Genomic DNA, 18283 nt, shown 5'->3' on the forward strand with positions numbered 1-18283 from the left:
TGAGATTTCAGGCGGCGCGTGGCGCACCGCCCAGGCAGAGGGTTATTCTGCGCGCACATCCACCAGCACCGGGCAATGCGCACGTTCGATGACCGCAGCACTGACCGAGCCTTTCAGCAGACGGTTGAATGGCGACAGATGACGACGTCCCATGATAATCATCGCGGCTTGCAGCTCATTTGCCTGTGCCACAATGGTTTCTGCCGACTCACCCGCCACGACCCGGCCACGCGCATTGATGCCGGCACGCAATAGTTGCGCCAGCGCGTGTCGCACTGCTGCTTCGGCGGTGTTTTGCTCATCCTGGGCAGCACCAAAATCTGCCGGATCTTCCCCGGCGGTAATGTCCAGCGGGCCAGCCGGAGTTGAGTAGCTGGGATCAACACAACATATCACCACCACTTCAGCCTGCATCGCCAGCGCCTGTTCGGTTGCCAGCGAAACCACTTTCCGGGCTACATCTGAATTATCGACTGCCACTAACAGCGTTTTCATCTCTCTCTCCCTTAATCGCGAGCGGTAATTTTACCAATCTCACGCGTCATTGCCTCTTTGCACTTGAGAATTTCAGCACGGTACAGTGCTTCATTCAGCTGAAAACGTGCGCAGGGCACCAGTAATGAAATGCTGAAACGCCCAAGCACGGTATCAATCGCCACCGCCATGGTGGAGATGCCCTCCAGCGTTTCACCGCGATCGTAAGAGACGCCGGTCTGGCGCACCTCTTTCAAGTGTGCCAGCAGCTCTGGCAGCGTTTTAATCGTATTTTGCGTTATCGCCATATACGCCTCACCCACCAGCGTGCGCGCATCGTCATCACACTCCAGCGCCAGCAGCGCGCGGCCACCCGAGGTGCTGTACAGTGGCAGATTAAGGCCGATACGCGGCACCACCCGCAGCTCGCGATCGGCGACCACGTAATGCAAAATTGCCAGCTGCGTGCCGCTGGCGCGCGACAACGATACGGTTTCTCCGGTCGCATCACACAGCGTCTGTAAATAGGGTTTGGCGATTTCAACCACATCGGTATGCACTCCGGACAGCAGTCGCAGCAGCGCAGGCCCGAGGCGCACGCCGCCCGCCCCCTGAATTCGCACCATCTGGACAGAATCAAGCGCAGCGACAATACGCTGCACGGTCGAGCGCGGTAAATCCACCGCCTGGGCAATTTCCCCCAGGCTCATGCCATTTGATTGTTCACCTAAGGCATTGAGAATTTTCGCGGCGCGAGCGATGACCTGAATGCCACCCGCTTTTTCATCGTCGCGGCGTTGAGGGTTTTCAGATACAGACATGATGTTCTCTTTATTATCAGGGCAAAGATACTTTAGCGCTTCTTGCGCACTTTTTACAGCATGTACCACATTGCAATACAGCAAACCACGATGTAATATGCAGCCCGCTGTATCACATCGCAATACAGTGCACCGAATATAATAATTTCTTATGGAGCATCTGCTATGAACGGCCAGCCCGCTGCGGCACCGGTCCCCCATCCTTTTACCCTGCGTCTGGCGCTCGGTTTAGTGGGAGTACTGATCGCTGCGCTCACCTCGGGTTTAAACGATCGCGTCAGTGATATTGCACTGGCTGACGTGCGCGCGGCACTCGGCATCAGCTATGACCAGGGTAGCTGGATTACGACGGTTTATCAGGCGGCTGAAGTCGCCACCATGATGATCGCACCGTGGTTTGCCGTCACTCTTTCACTGCGCCGCTTTGCCATTGGCGTGTCGATCGGTTTTGCCGTGACCGGCGCACTGCTGCCCTTCGCGCCGGATATTACGCTGTTTATCGCCCTGCGCGTTTTACAGGGTATTTTTGGCGGGGCGCTGCCGCCACTGTTAATGACCGTCGCCCTGCGCTTTTTGCCGCCGCCAATAAAATTGTTTGGTTTGAGCGCCTATGCGTTAACCGCAACTTTCGGACCCAATATGGCCGCTTCACTGGCGGCATTCTGGACCGACTCGGTAGGCTGGCAGTTTGTTTTCTGGCAGGTGATCCCGCCAATGATAGTGGCCGGATTATTGATCGCCTGGGGCCTGCCGCAGGATCCCACCCGTTTCGAACGCTTTAAGCAAATCGATCTGTTCGGCATGCTGACCGGCTGTAGCGGAATGGCGCTGCTGGTGATGACGCTGACGCAAGGTGAACGGCTGGACTGGCTGAACTCGCCGCTAATTTGCGCGATGCTGCTCAGTTCGCTGGCCCTGCTGCTGGTGTTCTTTATTAACGAGTGGTTTCATCCGCTGCCGCTGTTCAAACTGCAGATTCTGGGGCGCACCAATCTCGCACATGGCTTGCTGGTGCTGGCCATCGTGCTGACCATTGCGCTATCCGGCTCGGCGCTGCCTTCTGCCTATTTTGCTCAGGTTGAGGGTTTTCGCACCGCGCAGTTTGCGCCGCTGGCGCTGGCGATTGGCTTGCCGCAGCTGATTATTGCGCCGCTGGTGGCGGCACTGCTTAATCTACGCTGGATAGACAGCCGCTGGATGCTGTCGCTGGGCGCGGCGCTGATGGCGGCCTCTTGCCTGATGGGGTCGCAGCTGACCAGCGACTGGGCGCGGGAAAATTTCTGGATGATTCAGGCTATGCAGGCGTTTGGTCAGCCGATGATGATCGTCTCGGTGCTGATGAGTGCCACCAGCGTCGTTCTGCCGCCGGAAGGACCGTTTGCTTCGGCGATGTTTAATACCGTACGCGGTTTTTCCAGCGTCGCCGCGGGCGCATTAGTTGAATGGTTTCTCAGCCATCGCCAGCAGTTTCATTCACATAACCTGCTCGATCAGGCGGCAAACCGCTCGTGGCTGATGACGGCTGATTCAGCCGCCAGCGCCAGCAGCTCCGCTCCGCTGCTGCCAGACGGCAGCATCAGTTCGGCGGAAAATATTGGCCACTTCGCCACGCTGGTAAAACATCAGAGTGTGGTTTTGAGCATCAGTGACAGCTACCTGATGCTGATTGGCTTCGCAATACTGCTGGTCCTGCTTACCGTCTGGCTGCCAAAACGCGTCTGGCCGCCGCAAACTCTTATTCAATCTGTCACGCACACCCCGGGAAAATGATTATGCGTTTCACTCCTGCAAAACGAACTCTTCTGCTGACGCTGCTGCTGGTTATGCTGCTGGCGATAGCGCTGTTTATCTGGTCGACGATGACGCAAAAAAATTATCGCACCGAAGATGCTTATATTACCGCCGACTACACGCTGGTCGCGCCGAAGATCTCTGGCTATATCGCCAACGTGAATGTCACCGATAACCAGCAGGTTAAGGCTGGCGATTTGCTGGCAACGCTGGACGACCGCGACTATCGCGTGGCGCTGGAAACCGCCAATGCCAATCTGCAGATCAGTCAGGCCAAGCTCATCAGCATTGAAGCTCAGCTGGATCAGCAACAAGCGGTGATTAACCAATCCCGTGCCGCCGTTAGCTCCAGCCAGGCAACGCTCAGCTACGCCGGGCAAAATGCCGACCGCTATCGTCAGCTGTTGAAATCCGGTACCGCTACCGCCGACGAACAGCAAAAGGCCAGCTCGACCATGCGCTCCGCCGCCGCGCAGGTGCAGCAGGATCAGGCCGCGCTGCTGGCATCAACCAAGCAGGTGGGGATTTTGCAGGCCAGCCTGAAGCAGGCGAAAGCGGATATTGCCGCCTCGCAGGCCAGCGTCGATCAGGCTCAGTTAAACCTCTCTTATACCCGCATTACCGCACCGGTTGACGGCGTGATTGGTCAGCGCTCACTGCGTCAGGGGGCTTTTGTCTCGGCGGGTACGCGTTTACTGGCAGTGGTGCCGCTACAGCAAAGCTATGTGGTGGCGAACTTCCTTGAAACGCAGCTGGCTAATGTGCAGCCGGGTCAGGCGGTTTCTATTGAAGTCGATGCCCTTCCCGGTAGCCATTTTAGCGGGCACGTTGACAGCGTTGCGCCAGCTACCGGCAGCACTTTCTCCGCTATCGCGGCGGATAATGCCACCGGTAATTTCACCAAAGTGGTACAGCGTTTGCCGGTTAAAATCGTGCTGGATGCCGACCAGCCGGACCTTTCCCGCCTGCGCGTCGGAATGTCAGTGGTGCCGCAGATTATGGTTAAATAATTGTGAAGAACGTCTCAGAACAAGACTATTTATTTTACAGATATTTCAGCGTAGATTAGTCCCGATCCTGCTCCGGGTTTCCCGGGGCAACCTGAGATGAAAGCGTGATGCACCTTAATAAGCACATCTTTCTCTCAATCTGTTGCGTTACGTGGGCCTGGGATCACCACTGTCGTAACTGCTCAGAGGAGTTATCTGGTGAAATACGCTTTGATGGGAATCTCTTTCTTCCTGTGCATCTGGGTCGGCACTTTTATGTTAATGGTTTAATACAGCGCAGGCATTCTGTCAGGGCGGCGAAAATCGCCGCCCCTTCATAACGTTTTCATTACTCAGACGTGATAACACCGTCAGCACGAAACATCGCTTTAATTCCCCTGACCGCCTGACGAATACGATCGCTGTTCTCAATCAGCGCAAAGCGCACGTGGGTATCGCCGTAATCGCCAAAACCGATACCTGGTGACACGCAGACTTTCGCTTCCTGCAACATATGCTTGGCGAACTCCAGCGAACCTAAATGTGCGTAGTGCTCGGGAATCTTCGCCCAGACGTACATTGACGCTTTTGGCACTTCAACCATCCAGCCCGCTTCATGCAAACCTTTTACCAGCACATCGCGACGGCGTTTATACTGCGCGGCGATATCAAGCACGCACTGCTGATCGCCTTCCAGCGCGGCAATTGCGGCCACCTGCAACGGCGTAAACGTGCCGTAATCGTGATAGCTTTTAATGCGCGCCAGCGCGCTGACCAGCTCTTTGTTGCCTACCATAAAACCGATGCGCCAGCCGGCCATATTGTAACTTTTTGACAGGGTAAAGAATTCAACCGCCACATCACGCGCACCCGGCACCTGCATAATTGAGGGCGCTTTCCAGCCGTCATACACGATATCGGCGTAGGCAAGATCGTGGATCACCAGTACGTTATACTGTTTTGCCAGCGCGATAACCCGCTCGAAGAAATCCAGCTCGACGCACTGCGCGGTCGGGTTAGACGGAAAGCCGAGGATCATCATCTTCGGTTTCGGATAGCTTTCGCGTATCGCCCGCTCCAGCTCATTAAAGAAGTCGACGCCGGCTACCAGCGGCACCGAGCGCACCTGAGCACCAGCAATGACTGCGCCATAAATATGAATCGGATAGCTGGGATTCGGCACCAGTACGGTATCGCCATGATCAAGCGTTGCCAGCATCAGATGCGCCAGCCCCTCTTTCGATCCAATGGTAACGATAGCTTCCGACTCTGGATCGATATCTACCTGATAGCGATCGGCATACCAGCGGGAGATCGCCCGGCGCAAGCGCGGGATTCCGCGCGAAGTCGAGTAACCGTGAGTATCTTCGCGCTGGGCAACGGTACAGAGTTTTTCGACAATGTGGGGTGGCGTGGGGCCATCCGGGTTACCCATGCTGAAATCAATAATATCTTCGCCGCGCCGACGCGCAGCCATTTTCAGCTCAGCAGTGATGTTGAACACATAAGGGGGGAGACGTTCAATACGAGAAAAACGACGAGTTGAGCCGTTGTCAGCCATAGCATCCTCTGATTTACGTAAGCGCCCGGACCGTCCGAGCGACGCTGACCACTGCGGTGGTCGAGGAATGAACATATCGCACTGTTTGCCAGGCTGTCGAGGGGGCAGGATAAAATTTTTTCAATTGGCATTATTCAGCCGACCAAACACCCAATCGTTTACCCACTGCCCACGCAGCAGATAATTATCCCGCAGTGTCCCCTCCAGCTCAAAACCACTGTGCTCCAGTACCCGCCGTGACGCCCAGTTCCCTTCCACAACCGAGGCTTTCAGTTTGTGGAATTCGCACTGAACGGTTAAAAACTGACACATCAATTGTAAGGCCTCACTGACGTAGCCTTTTCCCCAATGTTGCGGCAGCAATGAATAACCGACTTCAACCTGACGCCAGGGAATCCAGTCGGCATTAGCGCCCAGCATTCCCAGCGCTTCACCCGTTTCACGCAGCCGCAGCACCATACACAACATGTGATAACTGCTGGTTTGCCACGGGGCCAGACGCTCGTTAAATCGCTGAAGAATATCTGCGTGCGAAGGGATCTCACTGATCCAGCGCATGACCTGTTTATCGTTGTGCAGCGCGTTAAATAACTGCCAGTCTTCCGGTTGCAGCTTGCTTAATACCAACCGTTCCGTCGTCAAATGCATAGCACACTCCCTGATAAGGGGAAATTTAGTTATAAACTCAACCCTGTTTAATTCCGCTTTTTTGCGTTCTGATGGCTACGAACCTACCAATAGAAAAATATTCTGAGCTGTAAAACAGACCCGGAGAACATCTTATGCCATCACTACATATCGACGATATACCCACCGCCATTCGTGAGATCAAGATCAAGTTACGCGCTGAGCTGCCTGATTACCGTGACGTATTTCAACAAGTTGAAGCGGATATGCGCCGGCAGATCGATCAACTGCATAGCGCGCAGGCTGCGGGCGAACATCCGGTGCCGCAACTGGACGCGGAAGACATTATCCAGGGGCGGATTAGCGAACAACAGAAACAGCGGGTCAGGCAACGCGGCTGCTGCACCATTCGTGGCGTATTCCCGCAGGAGACCGCGCGCCAGTGGAATCAGGAAGTGGGTGACTACCTTGAGCGGAATAATTTTGTCGAACGACTCAAACATGCGGCGGAAGATAATTATTTTGGCGATCTGAAAGCCAGTAAGCCACAAATCTATGGCATTTACTGGTCTGCGCCACAGGTGGAAGCGCGCCAGCATGCGCGCATGACCGCAGTTCAGGTGTTTCTTAACAGCCTGTGGCAAAGCGAAAGCCACGGTCAGCAGCATTTTGATCCGCAGCGCGTGGTGACTTATGCCGATCGCACCCGTCGCCGCCCGCCAAACTCCACGTCACTGGGGCTGTCGCCACATGTGGATGGCGGTTCGATTGAGCGCTGGCTGGATGAGAACTTCCGTCATGTATACCGCGCGGTATTCAGCGGTAACTGGCAGCAATATAATCCGTTTGATGCGGAAAAACGTACCGAAGTGCGCGAATGCCCGTCACCGGCGGTCTGTTCGATGTTTCGTACTTTTCAGGGCTGGACGGCGCTGACGCCGCAACGCCAGCATGGCGGTACGCTGCGGTTACTGCCGGTAGCCAACGCCATGGCCTATATTTTGCTGCGTGCGCTACAGGATGACGTGCCGGAAGACGATCTGTGTGGTGCGGCCCCTGGCCGGGCATTATCGGTCAGTGAAAGCTGGCATCCTCTTTTACTGGAAGGGATTTCCTCAATTCCGGATATGGAGCCGGGTGACACGGTTTTCTGGCACTGCGATGTGATTCATGCGGTGGAAAACGAGCATCATGGCGAGTTTGACAGTAACGTGATGTATATCGCTGCCGCGCCCTGGTGTGAGAAAAACGCCGCTTATCTGCACCGCCAGTGGCCGGCGTTTGTTGAGGGAAGGTCGCCGCCGGACTTTGCCGCCGATGACTTCGAGGTCGATTTTACTGGCCGCGCTGGTGAACAGAGCCTGACAGCATTAGGAAAAGTGCAACTTAAAGGCTGACGTTGACGGGGCGAAGGCTTTCGCCCCGCTATTTATTGCAGCAAAATTGATCTTAAGCCGCGATGCGGCAATCTTCCGCGCAGTTGCCTGGCACATTACCATGAGTTTCCTTATTATTGTGGCTTCAACTTTAGCCTTGCGGGATGCCTGTGCAATCCATCTTTGACATGCTGCTGGCGGTGTTTGACCGCGCGGCGCTGATGTTAATCAGCTTATTCTTTATGACGCGCACGCGTCACTTTCGCCAGTTACTGCAAAAAGATCAGCATTCGCGTCAGGAGCTGGTTGCCGTTACCGCTATCTTTTCACTGTTTGCGCTGTTTGGCACCTGGACCGGCATTAACGTCGACGGATCGCTGGTTAACGTCAGAGTGATTGCGGTGATGTCCGGCGGGATTCTGTTTGGCCCGTGGGTTGGCATTGCTACCGGCGTCATTGCCGGGGTTCACCGTTTTCTGATCGATATTCACGGCGTGACGTCGGTTCCCTGTTTAGTCACCAGTATTGCCGCCGGATTTATCGCTGGCTGGATCAACCTGAAAGTGGCGAAGGACAAACAGTGGAGCGTCGGTATTATTGGCGGCATGCTGTGTGAGTCACTGACCATGCTGCTGATTGTGCTGTGGGCCGAACCTAAATCACTCGGTCTGGCTATCGTATCGGAAATTGCCCTGCCGATGATTCTTGGCGCGGTGTGCATTGGCTTAATTGTATTACTGGTGCAGAGCGTCGAGGGCGAAAAAGAGGCGATTGCCGCGCGGCAGGCCAAGCTGGCGCTGGATATCGCCAATAAAACCCTGCCGCTGTTTCGCCAGGTCAACAGCCAGTCGCTACGCAAGGTCTGCGATATTATCCGCTGCGATATTAATGCCGATGCCGTGGCAATTACCAATAAACATCAGATTCTTGCCTATGTTGGCTTTGGCGAGCACAACTATCATAACGGCGATGATGGCATCAGCCCGACTACTGCGCAGGCAATTGCCAGCGGGAAAATTATCATTAAGAACAATGATGAAGCGCACCGCACGCCAGATATTCACTCTATGATTGTGATTCCGCTGCGGGAAAAAGGCGAAGTGACCGGCACGCTGAAAATTTATTACCGCCACGCGCACCGAATTACCTGGTCGCTGAAGGAGATGGCTATCGGGCTGTCGCAGATTATCTCGACCCAGCTGGAAGTCTCGCGCGCCGAGCAGCTGCGTGAAATGGCGAATAAAGCTGAATTGCGCGCGCTGCAAAGCAAGATTAATCCACACTTTCTGTTTAATGCGCTGAATGCCATCTCCTCTTCGATTCGGCTGAATCCGGATACTGCACGTCAGTTAATTATCAATCTGTCACGCTATCTGCGCTATAACCTGGAGTTCAGCGATGATGACGCTATCGATATCAAGAAAGAGCTGTATCAAGTTAAAGATTATATCGCGATTGAGCAGGCACGCTTCGGTGACAAACTGACGGTAATTTATGAAGTCGATGAAGATGTCGCCTGTAAAGTGCCGAGTTTGTTAATCCAGCCGCTGGTGGAAAATGCCATCGTGCACGGCATTCAGCCCTGCCGGGGCAAAGGCGTGGTGGTGCTGGCAGTACAGGATCAGGGTAACCGGGTGCGTATTTCGGTACGCGACACCGGGAATGGCATCAGTGACGAAGTAATAGCACGCGTCGAAAATAACGAAATGCCGGGCAATAAAATTGGTTTACTCAACGTGCATCATCGCGTGAAGTTACTGTACGGTGAAGGGTTACAGATTTACCGGCTTAATCCCGGGACAGAAATCGCTTTCTACGTCAGTAAAAATGGCAGTTCGCTGACAGAAAATAATGGTTCACTTTCGGTGTGATGCACCGTTTTTTGGGGAATAACTTGTGAATGCGATTATTGTTGAAGATGAGTTTCTGGCTCAGCAAGAGCTAAGCTGGCTGATTCAGCAACATAGCCAGATTAAGATTGAAGGCCGTTTTGATGACGGTCTCGACGTGCTGAAATATCTGCAAAATCATCAGGTCGACGTGATCTTTCTCGATATCAACATTCCATCACTGGATGGGGTATTGCTGGCGCAAAACATCAGCAAATTCACCCATAAGCCGCTGATTGTATTTATCACCGCTTATAAAGAACATGCGGTAGAAGCCTTTGAGCTGGAAGCCTTCGACTATATTCTCAAGCCATACCATGAGTCGCGGATTGTCACCATGTTGCGCAAGCTGGAACTGACCCACCAGCAGAATCAGCAGGCGCAAACCGCTGGCACCCCGCAGGCGCGTCACACACCGATGACCATCAATTTAGAGAAAGATGATCGGATTATCGTCACCGATATTAACGATATTTATTATGCTGAAGCGCATGAAAAAATGACGTTTGTTTATACACGGCGTGAAGAGTACGTGATGTCGATGAATATCACCGAGTTTTGCAGCCGCCTGCCGGAAGAGTATTTCTTCCGCTGCCACCGCTCCTGGTGCGTTAATCTGAGTAAAATTCGCGAAATCGAGCCTTGGTTCAACAATACCTATATTCTGAAGCTGCGCGATCTGGATTTTCAGGTGCCGGTCAGCAGAAGTAAGGTTAAGGCATTCCGCCAGCTAATGCGGTTGTAATCACCGCGGGCTTAGGCGGCGAGAACGCCGCCCCGGCGGGAAAATCAGCGGTTACAGCACGCGCCCCAGCGTCTGACGCAGATGCGCTCCGGCACCCAGCAGGCCCGGTTGATCGTGGGTGATCATATACACCGGAATATCGGTAACGTAGTCGCGAAAACGCCCTTTATCTTCAAAAGCCGCGCGGAAACCCGAGGATTTAAAGAATTCGAGGAAGCGCGGCACAATACCCCCGGCGATATACACGCCGCCAAAAGTGCCAAGCGTCAGCGCCAGGTTGCCACCAAAACGCCCCATAATCACGCAGAACAGTGACAGCGCCCGACGGCAGTCGATACAGCTGTCTTCCAGCGCACGCGCAGAAACATCCTTCGGCGACAGGTTTTCTGGTACACGGTCATCTGATTTAACAATCGCCCGATACAGATTGACCAGCCCCATCCCGGACAGCACGCGTTCGGCGGATACATGGCCGATTTCCGCACGCAGCACTTCCAGAATCAGGTCTTCTTCTTCACTGTTAGGCGCAAAATCTACGTGACCGCCCTCGCCCGGCAGACTCACCCAGCGCTTATCGACGTGCACCAGGTGCGCCACGCCGAGGCCGGTTCCGGCACCGTAAACCGCAATCGGACGGTCTTTAACTGCATCTTTACCACCAAACTGGATGACATCCGCCGCCGACAGCATCGGGATTGCCATTGATACCGCAGTAAAGTCGTTGATAATTTCCAGATGCTCAAAACCAAGATTTGCTTTCAGCTGACGGGTGGAAAACGCCCAGTCGTGATTGGTCATCTCGACCCAGTCTTCGGTTATTGGGCAGGCGATAGCGATACAGCCGTCTTTAATATCCTGCTGTTGCTCTTCAAGATAGACGCGAATCACGGCTTCAAGACTGTCATATTCTGATGTCGGGAAAGTTTTGACCTGCGACAGGTTGCCCGTTTCCACCTCGCACAGGGCGAGGCGTGCGTTGGTGCCGCCAACATCGCCTGTCAAAGCATATTTTGTCATTATTCTGCTGCTCCGTTAACGTCAATGAGTACCACTATAAATTTCCCCCGATAAAACAACAACGCTCACCGGGAAGAAAGGCGAGCGTCTGACTGAAAAAAGCGCGTTCTACATTATATGCCAGCGGGCGGGCTGCCCACTGGCATCTTTCTGAAAATCAGCATGAATTGCGCTGATTTAAGGCCGCGCTGACCGCCTGCAACAACGGCGGAACATCCATCTGTGGCAATACCACTTCTACCAGCGATAAACGCGGGCTGGCGTCAATGACCTTCATCACTTCAGTCAGCTGAACGTTCTCGACCACCCGCCAGCTTTGTGCCGGACAATGCAGGCTCAGCGCCTGCGGGAGTTGGGTCCAGTTCCAGGCTGCAATATCATTATAGCGCTGCTCAGCACCATGGATGGCCCGTTCTACCGTGTAGCCATCATTATTCAGCAGGAAAATAATCGGTTTCAGGCCATCACGCATCATCGAACTCAGCTCCTGAATGGTCAGCTGCGCCGAACCGTCGCCGATAATCAGGATCACCCGCCGTTCGGTATCGGCGGTTTGCGCGCCAAATGTTGCCGGTAAACTGTAACCAATCGATCCCCATAATGGCTGTACCAGCAGCTGGCAATTTTGCGGCAGGCGCAGCGCGGCGGCACCAAACGCGGCAGTACCCTGATCGGCCACCAGCAGGTCACCCGGCTGGATAAAATTCTGCATAGCCTGCCAGAACGCATTCTGACTCAGTTTCGCCCCTGACGCCGGCGGCAGCGCCGGTGGGGCGGGCGCGGTGTGGGTCCACTGTTGCTGATAATGTAAACTTAGCTGGTGCAGTGCCGCAACGGCCGCCTGCATTGGCAGGTTATCAAACTGACGGTCGCCAATCCGGCTGAAAAACGGCTGAATATCGATAAACCGTTGCGGATCGATTTGCTGGGTAAAGCCGGCGGTAATGGTATCGCTGAAGCGCACGCCGACGGCAATTATCACCTCCGCCTCTTCAATGGCGCGGCGCGTGGACTCAATACTGGCGGCACCGGCATAGGTCCCGACAAAACCCGGCAGCTGTTCCGGCAGCACGCCTTTGCCCATTAATAAGGTGGCATACGGCAAATTAACCTGTTGCAGCCAGCTCGCCAGCTCGGGTGTCACTTTAAAACGATCGGCGAGAAAATCGGCCAGCAGCGAAACGCTTTTCGCCTGTGCCAACATCTGTTCTGCCGCGTCGCTGAACGCCGCCAGCGCGGCGCGGTAATCCGCAGCCGCTGGCAAGCTTAGCGCTGACTGCGGCAAGTCCGCCGGAGATGCCGCCACGTCAGTCGACAGCAACAGATAGCCGGGGCGGCGCTGCACCAGCACTTCAGCCAGCACGCGATCAATCTCTTCGCAGGCATTAGCCGGGGTTAACGCCGCCTGCGCAACGCTGACCGGCTGCGACATGCGCAGAAACGGCGTAAAATCTCCTTCCCCCAGCGAATGGTGAATCAAATCACCCTGCTGCTGGGCGCTCAGTGAAGGCGCCCCCACAATATGTATTACCGGTACATACTCGGCATAGCTGCCGGCAATGCCGTTAATCGCACTTAATTCGCCAACGCCAAAGGTGGTAAGCAGCGCAGCGGCAGGTTTGCAGCGGGCGTAACCGTCGGCGGCATAGGCAGCATTCAGCTCATTGGTACAACCGACCCAGGCGAGCCGCGGATGGTCAATCACATGATCGAGAAATTGCAGATTATAGTCGCCGGGAACGCCAAAAAGATGATCGATACCGATTTCATTAAGTCGATGCAGCAGATAATCGCCAACCGTGGTAATGCTCATTATCGGACTCCTTACGAGCGGACTGAGCTTTAAGTATTGGATAAATAGCCATAACAGCGACCTGCCGATCGATGCTGAAACAACAGATGCTGGAAACTGAACGTTACGCGTGCGGAATTTTCTGTAAGTTGCGATGCAGGGCGCGGAACCGATTAGTGTAAACGCATACACTGCTATGCTGTAAGGCTTACCGACCCTCAATATTGCAGGATAAAAACATGCACTATCTTCCCGATGCCGGGCGCTACCAACAGATGGAATATCGCCGCTGCGGACGTAGCGGCCTGAAACTTCCAGCGATTTCGCTGGGTTTATGGCATAACTTCGGCGATAACACACTGCTGGAGAACAGCCGTAATCTGCTGCGTCATGCTTTTGATCGTGGCATTACCCATTTTGATCTGGCTAATAACTATGGCCCACCGCCAGGTTCGGCTGAGGAGAATTTCGGGCGTATCCTGCGCGAGGATTTTCGCCCCTTCCGCGACGAACTGATTATCTCGTCCAAAGCGGGTTATACCATGTGGGACGGGCCTTACGGCGACTGGGGATCGCGTAAGTATCTGGTTTCCAGCCTTGATCAAAGCCTGAAGCGCATGGGGCTGGAGTATGTTGATATCTTCTATCACCATCGTCCGGACCCGGAAACCCCACTGGAAGAAACCATGGGCGCGCTGGATCATCTGGTACGCCAGGGCAAGGCGCTGTATGCCGCGATCTCAAATTATCCGGCGGATCTGGCGCAACAGGCGATCGCAATCCTGCGCGATCTCGGTACGCCATGCCTGATCCATCAGCCAAAATACTCCATGTTTGAACGCGCCCCAGAAGACGGATTGCTGGATGTGCTGGAACAAGGCGGCGTCGGCAGTATCGCTTTCTCACCGCTGGCTGGCGGCATGCTGACCGATCGTTATTTGCAGGGAGTGCCGCAAGATTCACGCGCCGCCAGCGGCAGTCGTTTCCTGAGCAGCGAGCAACTGACAGAAGAGAAGATGGCAAAAGTGCGTCAGCTTAATCAGCTGGCGACAGATCGCGGTCAGAAGCTGTCGCAAATGGCGCTGGCATGGGTGCTGCGCGGCGATCGCGTCACCTCGGTATTGATCGGTGCCAGTAAAACCAGCCAGATTGATGATGCAGTTGGCATGCTGGCCAATCGTCACTTCAGCGCACAACAGCTGGAACAGATTGAAGCCATTTTAGTGTAAGCGTTTACCCCGCCGTTTCGACGGCGGTTTTCCCCGATGCAGATTTGTCTCAAATTCAATTTTGTCGCTATTTTTCAGAAACTCCCCGAAAGATTACGTTGCGCACTCAGGATAATCTTGCCTGACCCAGCGGTGCAGCCTGCCGTTGATAAGGAGATAATATGAAACGTGCCATTATTTTTGCCGCCTTGCTGGCAAGCTTATCGCCTTTGGCTATCCACACAGCACAAGCCAATAGCGCAGAAATTACTTTATTACCCGGTGTGACGCTGCATCTGGGAGACCGTGACGACCGTGGCCAGTACTGGGACGGTGGCCGCTGGCGCGATGATCGCTGGTGGCGTGATAATTATCAGTGGGAAAAAGGACGCTGGTGGCGACATGAAGAGTGGCGTCGTCATAAAGAGCGGGAGCGCGAGCACGCCTGGCATGAGCAGCAGCGCAAGCGCGAGTGGAAACATCATGAGCGCGAACGCCGCCATCAGCAGCACGAATGGAAAAAACATCATCGCCATCATCACGATGACTGATAGCTGAATCGGGGGGCCGTTTTCGGCTCCCCGACAGGACTAAGCTAAAGCCCCAGCGCCATTCCCACCAGCAGATAGAGATTTAACGCCACCACCAGCAGCACTATCACTTTGCCGGTATTTTGCATCAGGCGGGAATTAACCATATCGCCCATCAGTTCGCGATTGCCGGTGAATGCCAGCAGCGGCACCAGCGCCAGTGCAATACCGAAGCTCAGCAGCACCTGACTCATCACCAGAATTCGCGTCGGATCCCACCCCGCCATAATGACAATAAAGGAAGGCAGCATTGTCACTACCCGACGAATCCACAGCGGAATATGGAAACGGATGAAGCCCTGCATTACCACTTGCCCCGCCAACGTACCCACCACCGTTGACGACAGCCCCGCCGCGACCAGACTCAGACCAAATACCGTGGCAGCCGCATGGCTGAGCAACGGCTCTAAAGTCAGGTAAGCCTGTTCAAGATCGGCAATACCGCTGTGGCCGCTAAAGTGGAATGCCGCCGCTGCCGTCGCCATCATCGCCAGGTTAACGAAACCGGCAATCGTCATGGCTATCGCCACATCCAGTTTCGTGGCTGAATAGCGCTCAGCGCGCGAGTTACCATCACCGCGCTGCGTCAGCGATGAGTGCAAATAAATCACATGCGGCATAATGGTCGCCCCCAGCACACCGGCTGCCAGGAACACCGCATCGGCGGTCGGCAGTGAAGGGATCGCCATGCCCTGCAGCAGATCGACCACTTTAGGCTGTGAGAAAACCAGCTCGATGATATAGGCGGCCGCAACGAACAGCAGCAGACCGGCAATCACCAGTTCAAGTGGTTTCTGCCCTCGGCTTTGCAGCATCAGAATCAGGAAGGTCGCTACGCCGGTCAGTACCGCTCCCTGCAACAGAGTGACGCCAAGCAGCAGCTTAAAACCAATCGCCGCGCCGATAAACTCCGCCAGATCGGTTGCCATGGCGATAATTTCCGCCTGCACCCAATAGAACCATACCGCCGGACGTGGAAAACGATCGCGAATATGTTCCGCGAGATTTTTGCCGGTAGCGATACCCAGCTTGGCCGACATCAGCTGGATCAGCATCGCCATCACGTTGGCCCACACCACCACCCACAGCAGCTTATAGCCGTAGGATGCACCCGCCTGGATATTGGTGGCAAAGTTGCCGGGATCGATATAACCAATCGCCGCAATAAAGGCTGGCCCCATCAGGGCTAATTTAACTTTGCGAACTCCGCGTGCAGCACGTTGCGCGGTGCGGCTCTCTGACATTTTGCTGCCTCTTGCCTGAAATGCTTAACTATCCTTCAGGATAAGGATTCTCAAGCGGGTGTGAATGAGTTTATAGCGATTAGTGTAATAGCCAGCGCTATAAAGTATAGCCTTTGCTATAAATTGAAACACAATAATTGAGCGATAATTATCAGCTGTCGCCCCACTGTAAGACAGAAACAGAAGGTTAACAACTCACCAGCCGCTTTTTCAAACCGCTTGCAGATGTGATCTGTCAGGCTTTTCTGACGCCTCAAGGTATAGCTAATTGTTATAATGCGGTTTTGATCTCGTTTTTGCGCCTCGCGTTACATAGAATACACAGCGAAATATAACCTGCCTCATATTTGGAGCAATCATGTCCCGCATTCTGCACTTTGCTTTGGCGCTAGGGGTTGTGGCGTTACTGGCCTTACTGGTCAGCAGCGATCGCAAAAACATCCGCGTTCGTTTTGTCATACAGCTGCTGGTAATTGAGGTTCTGCTTGCCTGGTTCTTCCTGAACTCGGAAATCGGCCTCGGATTTGTACAAGGCTTTTCGGATTTCTTTGAGAAATTACTCAAATTTGCCGCAGAAGGGACAAATTTTGTCTTTGGCGGAATGTCGGATAAAGGGTTGGCGTTCTTCTTCCTGAATGTACTCTGCCCTATTGTCTTTATCTCTGCACTGATCGGTATTTTGCAACACTTCCGTATCCTGCCGATAGTTATTCGCGCAATCGGGACCGTGCTGTCAAAAGTCAACGGCATGGGCAAGCTGGAATCCTTTAATGCGGTAAGCTCACTGATTTTGGGACAATCAGAAAACTTTATCGCCTATAAGGATATTCTTGGCAAAATGTCACAGCGTCGCATGTACACCATGGCCGCTACGGCGATGTCCACGGTGTCGATGTCGATTGTCGGTGCCTATATGACCATGCTTCAGCCGAAATATGTGGTAGCAGCACTGATCCTGAATATGTTCAGTACCTTTATTGTGCTGTCGTTGATCAACCCGTATCGGGTAGACGGTGAGGAAGATCTGCAACTGGCCAATACGCATAAAGGCCAGAGCTTCTTTGAAATGCTGGGCGAGTATATTCTGGCCGGTTTCAAAGTGGCAATTATCGTTGCGGCGATGCTGATCGGCTTTATCGCGCTGATCTCGGCGGTCAATGCGCTGTTTGATGCCGTTTTTGGTATCAGCTTCCAGGCGATTCTCGGTTATGTCTTCTTCCCGTTTGCCTGGATGATGGGCGTGCCGACGCATGAAGCGTTACAGGTTGGCAGTATTATGGCGACGAAACTGGTGTCGAATGAGTTTGTTGCGATGATGGATCTGCAGAAAATCGCGGGTCAGCTGTCACCACGCGGTGAAGGCATCCTGTCAGTGTTCCTGGTCTCATTCGCTAACTTCTCATCCATCGGGATTGTTGCCGGTGCGATTAAAGGTTTGCATGAAGAACAGGGTAACGTGGTTTCGCGCTTTGGCCTGAAACTGCTGTACGGTTCAACGCTGGTCAGCGTGCTTTCGGCATCGATTGCCGGTCTGGTACTGTAATCAGCCGCAGGGGTCAGCTATGGCTGGCTCCTGCGTTTCTTATCTGCCGTCACACTCCCGCCAGTAAGCGCTTCCTACGTCTTCACTCCGCGAATAAAACGTAAAAAACAGCAACGAAAAAACATCCGCCTGAGCAGATTATTATCACAATCGAGGAGTTTCAGATAATTTGGTGGAGATAAGCGGGATCGAACCGCTGACCTCTTGCATGCCATGCAAGCGCTCTCCCAGCTGAGCTATACCCCCACTACAGAGATGCGTTTTTCAGTTCCAAATCTGCTGGAGTAGATTTGGTGGAGCTAAGCGGGATCGAACCGCTGACCTCTTGCATGCCATGCAAGCGCTCTCCCAGCTGAGCTATAGCCCCAAACCGAAAAACAGTGTCGTATCGACGGACGGCATAATATGAAACCGTCAGAAGGGTGTCAACGGCAAAATAGCTTTCTGAGTGCGATCGCTGAAAAAGGCGTCAACAGTGGCTGAAATAACTGATATTTGCTGATGCTTTGCCGGTTATTGCCCCTTCGGCTGGCCAAATGACAAACAGTTAAGATTTATCACTGCTTTAGCGCCGCTGGCCCGGCAGCTGTTAATGACAGGTTAACAATGACACAAA

16 protein-coding genes and 2 tRNA genes are annotated in these 18283 nt (G+C 53.9%); 9 read left to right on the forward strand and 9 right to left on the reverse strand.

Going from position 1 to position 18283, the window contains the following annotated elements; genetic code table 11:
• Window positions 1-42: 42 nt before the first annotated feature.
• Complete coding sequence (locus RIN69_RS16095; RefSeq protein ID WP_313853035.1) at window positions 43-495, reverse strand: universal stress protein; 453 nt, start codon at window positions 493-495, stop codon at window positions 43-45.
• Window positions 496-506: 11 nt separating this feature from the next.
• Entirely contained in the window at window positions 507-1295 is a 789-nt protein-coding gene (locus RIN69_RS16100; RefSeq protein WP_313853036.1) for an IclR family transcriptional regulator, read from the reverse strand.
• Window positions 1296-1460: 165 nt separating this feature from the next.
• On the opposite strand from RIN69_RS16100, the gene RIN69_RS16105 reads away from it, so the two are divergent.
• The 3 genes from RIN69_RS16105 to ypdK all read left to right on the forward strand — a co-directional run bounded on the left by RIN69_RS16105 (window position 1461) and on the right by ypdK (window position 4366).
• The gene (locus RIN69_RS16105; protein WP_313853038.1) at window positions 1461-3065 is read left to right on the forward strand and encodes an MFS transporter; all 1605 of its coding nucleotides are present in this window, start codon (window positions 1461-1463) and stop codon (window positions 3063-3065) included.
• Between the two features lie 2 nt (window positions 3066-3067).
• Window positions 3068-4096 carry an HlyD family secretion protein gene (locus tag RIN69_RS16110; protein WP_313853040.1) on the forward strand — a complete coding sequence of 343 codons (1029 nt, stop codon included), beginning with the start codon at window positions 3068-3070 and terminating at the stop codon, window positions 4094-4096.
• Between the two features lie 198 nt (window positions 4097-4294).
• Window positions 4295-4366 carry a membrane protein YpdK gene (gene ypdK / locus RIN69_RS22945; RefSeq protein ID WP_156322224.1) on the forward strand — a complete coding sequence of 24 codons (72 nt, stop codon included), beginning with the start codon at window positions 4295-4297 and terminating at the stop codon, window positions 4364-4366.
• A gap of 58 nt (window positions 4367-4424) precedes the next feature.
• Here ypdK and alaC read toward each other — a convergent pair whose 3' ends face one another.
• Together alaC and RIN69_RS16120 are read right to left on the reverse strand one after the other, a co-directional pair.
• Entirely contained in the window at window positions 4425-5636 is a 1212-nt protein-coding gene (alaC, locus tag RIN69_RS16115) for an alanine transaminase (protein WP_313853041.1), read from the reverse strand.
• Between the two features lie 120 nt (window positions 5637-5756).
• Window positions 5757-6284: a GNAT family N-acetyltransferase gene (locus RIN69_RS16120; RefSeq protein ID WP_313853042.1), complete on the reverse strand. Its 528-nt coding sequence runs from the start codon at window positions 6282-6284 to the stop codon at window positions 5757-5759.
• A gap of 134 nt (window positions 6285-6418) precedes the next feature.
• Here RIN69_RS16120 and RIN69_RS16125 point away from each other — a divergent pair, with 134 nt between their 5' ends.
• The 3 genes from RIN69_RS16125 (at window position 6419) to RIN69_RS16135 (ending at window position 10273) form a co-directional block, all read left to right on the forward strand.
• Window positions 6419-7660, forward strand: a complete 1242-nt coding sequence (locus tag RIN69_RS16125) for a DUF1479 domain-containing protein (protein ID WP_313853043.1) — start codon at window positions 6419-6421, stop codon at window positions 7658-7660.
• A 167-nt stretch (window positions 7661-7827) separates the two neighbouring features.
• Window positions 7828-9510 (forward strand): sensor histidine kinase, encoded by a 1683-nt coding sequence (locus tag RIN69_RS16130; RefSeq protein ID WP_313857773.1) that lies wholly within the window; start codon window positions 7828-7830, stop codon window positions 9508-9510.
• A 25-nt stretch (window positions 9511-9535) separates the two neighbouring features.
• Window positions 9536-10273 (forward strand): LytR/AlgR family response regulator transcription factor, encoded by a 738-nt coding sequence (locus tag RIN69_RS16135; RefSeq protein WP_313853044.1) that lies wholly within the window; start codon window positions 9536-9538, stop codon window positions 10271-10273.
• 51 nt (window positions 10274-10324) lie between these two features.
• Here RIN69_RS16135 and glk read toward each other — a convergent pair whose 3' ends face one another.
• Window positions 10325-11290 (reverse strand): glucokinase, encoded by a 966-nt coding sequence (glk, locus tag RIN69_RS16140; protein WP_313853045.1) that lies wholly within the window; start codon window positions 11288-11290, stop codon window positions 10325-10327.
• Between the two features lie 157 nt (window positions 11291-11447).
• A complete protein-coding gene (locus RIN69_RS16145; RefSeq protein ID WP_313853046.1) occupies window positions 11448-13103 on the reverse strand; it encodes an alpha-keto acid decarboxylase family protein in 1656 nt (551 codons plus the stop codon).
• Window positions 13104-13321: 218 nt separating this feature from the next.
• Here RIN69_RS16145 and mgrA point away from each other — a divergent pair, with 218 nt between their 5' ends.
• Window positions 13322-14311, forward strand: a complete 990-nt coding sequence (gene mgrA / locus RIN69_RS16150; RefSeq protein ID WP_313853047.1) for an L-glyceraldehyde 3-phosphate reductase — start codon at window positions 13322-13324, stop codon at window positions 14309-14311.
• A gap of 161 nt (window positions 14312-14472) precedes the next feature.
• Window positions 14473-14841: a DUF2502 domain-containing protein gene (locus tag RIN69_RS16155; RefSeq protein ID WP_313853048.1), complete on the forward strand. Its 369-nt coding sequence runs from the start codon at window positions 14473-14475 to the stop codon at window positions 14839-14841.
• Window positions 14842-14885: 44 nt separating this feature from the next.
• On the opposite strand, the gene RIN69_RS16160 is transcribed toward RIN69_RS16155, so the two are convergent.
• Window positions 14886-16124: an Nramp family divalent metal transporter gene (locus tag RIN69_RS16160; RefSeq protein WP_313853049.1), complete on the reverse strand. Its 1239-nt coding sequence runs from the start codon at window positions 16122-16124 to the stop codon at window positions 14886-14888.
• A 358-nt stretch (window positions 16125-16482) separates the two neighbouring features.
• On the opposite strand from RIN69_RS16160, the gene RIN69_RS16165 reads away from it, so the two are divergent.
• Window positions 16483-17667, forward strand: a complete 1185-nt coding sequence (locus tag RIN69_RS16165; protein WP_313853050.1) for a NupC/NupG family nucleoside CNT transporter — start codon at window positions 16483-16485, stop codon at window positions 17665-17667.
• A 170-nt stretch (window positions 17668-17837) separates the two neighbouring features.
• On the opposite strand, the gene RIN69_RS16170 is transcribed toward RIN69_RS16165, so the two are convergent.
• Window positions 17838-17913, reverse strand: a tRNA-Ala gene (locus tag RIN69_RS16170).
• Between the two features lie 45 nt (window positions 17914-17958).
• A tRNA-Ala gene (locus tag RIN69_RS16175) sits at window positions 17959-18034 on the reverse strand.
• Window positions 18035-18283 lie beyond the last annotated feature (249 nt).

The sequence above is a fragment of the Winslowiella toletana genome (assembly GCF_032164335.1).
GTDB classification, from domain to species: domain Bacteria; phylum Pseudomonadota; class Gammaproteobacteria; order Enterobacterales; family Enterobacteriaceae; genus Erwinia; species Erwinia toletana_A.

Bases quoted from the DNA above. Each gene is read 5' to 3' on its own strand.
- RIN69_RS16095 (WP_313853035.1), bottom strand. From the start codon at position 495: ATGAAAACGCTGTTAGTGGCAGTCGATAATTCAGATGTAGCCCGGAAA.
- RIN69_RS16100 (WP_313853036.1), bottom strand. From the start codon at position 1,295: ATGTCTGTATCTGAAAACCCTCAACGCCGCGACGATGAAAAAGCGGGT.
- RIN69_RS16105 (WP_313853038.1), top strand. From the start codon at position 1,461: ATGAACGGCCAGCCCGCTGCGGCACCGGTCCCCCATCCTTTTACCCTG.
- RIN69_RS16110 (WP_313853040.1), top strand. From the start codon at position 3,068: ATGCGTTTCACTCCTGCAAAACGAACTCTTCTGCTGACGCTGCTGCTG.
- alaC (WP_313853041.1), bottom strand. From the start codon at position 5,636: ATGGCTGACAACGGCTCAACTCGTCGTTTTTCTCGTATTGAACGTCTC.
- RIN69_RS16120 (WP_313853042.1), bottom strand. From the start codon at position 6,284: ATGCATTTGACGACGGAACGGTTGGTATTAAGCAAGCTGCAACCGGAA.
- RIN69_RS16125 (WP_313853043.1), top strand. From the start codon at position 6,419: ATGCCATCACTACATATCGACGATATACCCACCGCCATTCGTGAGATC.
- RIN69_RS16130 (WP_313857773.1), top strand. From the start codon at position 7,828: ATGCTGCTGGCGGTGTTTGACCGCGCGGCGCTGATGTTAATCAGCTTA.
- glk (WP_313853045.1), bottom strand. From the start codon at position 11,290: ATGACAAAATATGCTTTGACAGGCGATGTTGGCGGCACCAACGCACGC.
- RIN69_RS16145 (WP_313853046.1), bottom strand. From the start codon at position 13,103: ATGAGCATTACCACGGTTGGCGATTATCTGCTGCATCGACTTAATGAA.
- mgrA (WP_313853047.1), top strand. From the start codon at position 13,322: ATGCACTATCTTCCCGATGCCGGGCGCTACCAACAGATGGAATATCGC.
- RIN69_RS16155 (WP_313853048.1), top strand. From the start codon at position 14,473: ATGAAACGTGCCATTATTTTTGCCGCCTTGCTGGCAAGCTTATCGCCT.
- RIN69_RS16160 (WP_313853049.1), bottom strand. From the start codon at position 16,124: ATGTCAGAGAGCCGCACCGCGCAACGTGCTGCACGCGGAGTTCGCAAA.
- RIN69_RS16165 (WP_313853050.1), top strand. From the start codon at position 16,483: ATGTCCCGCATTCTGCACTTTGCTTTGGCGCTAGGGGTTGTGGCGTTA.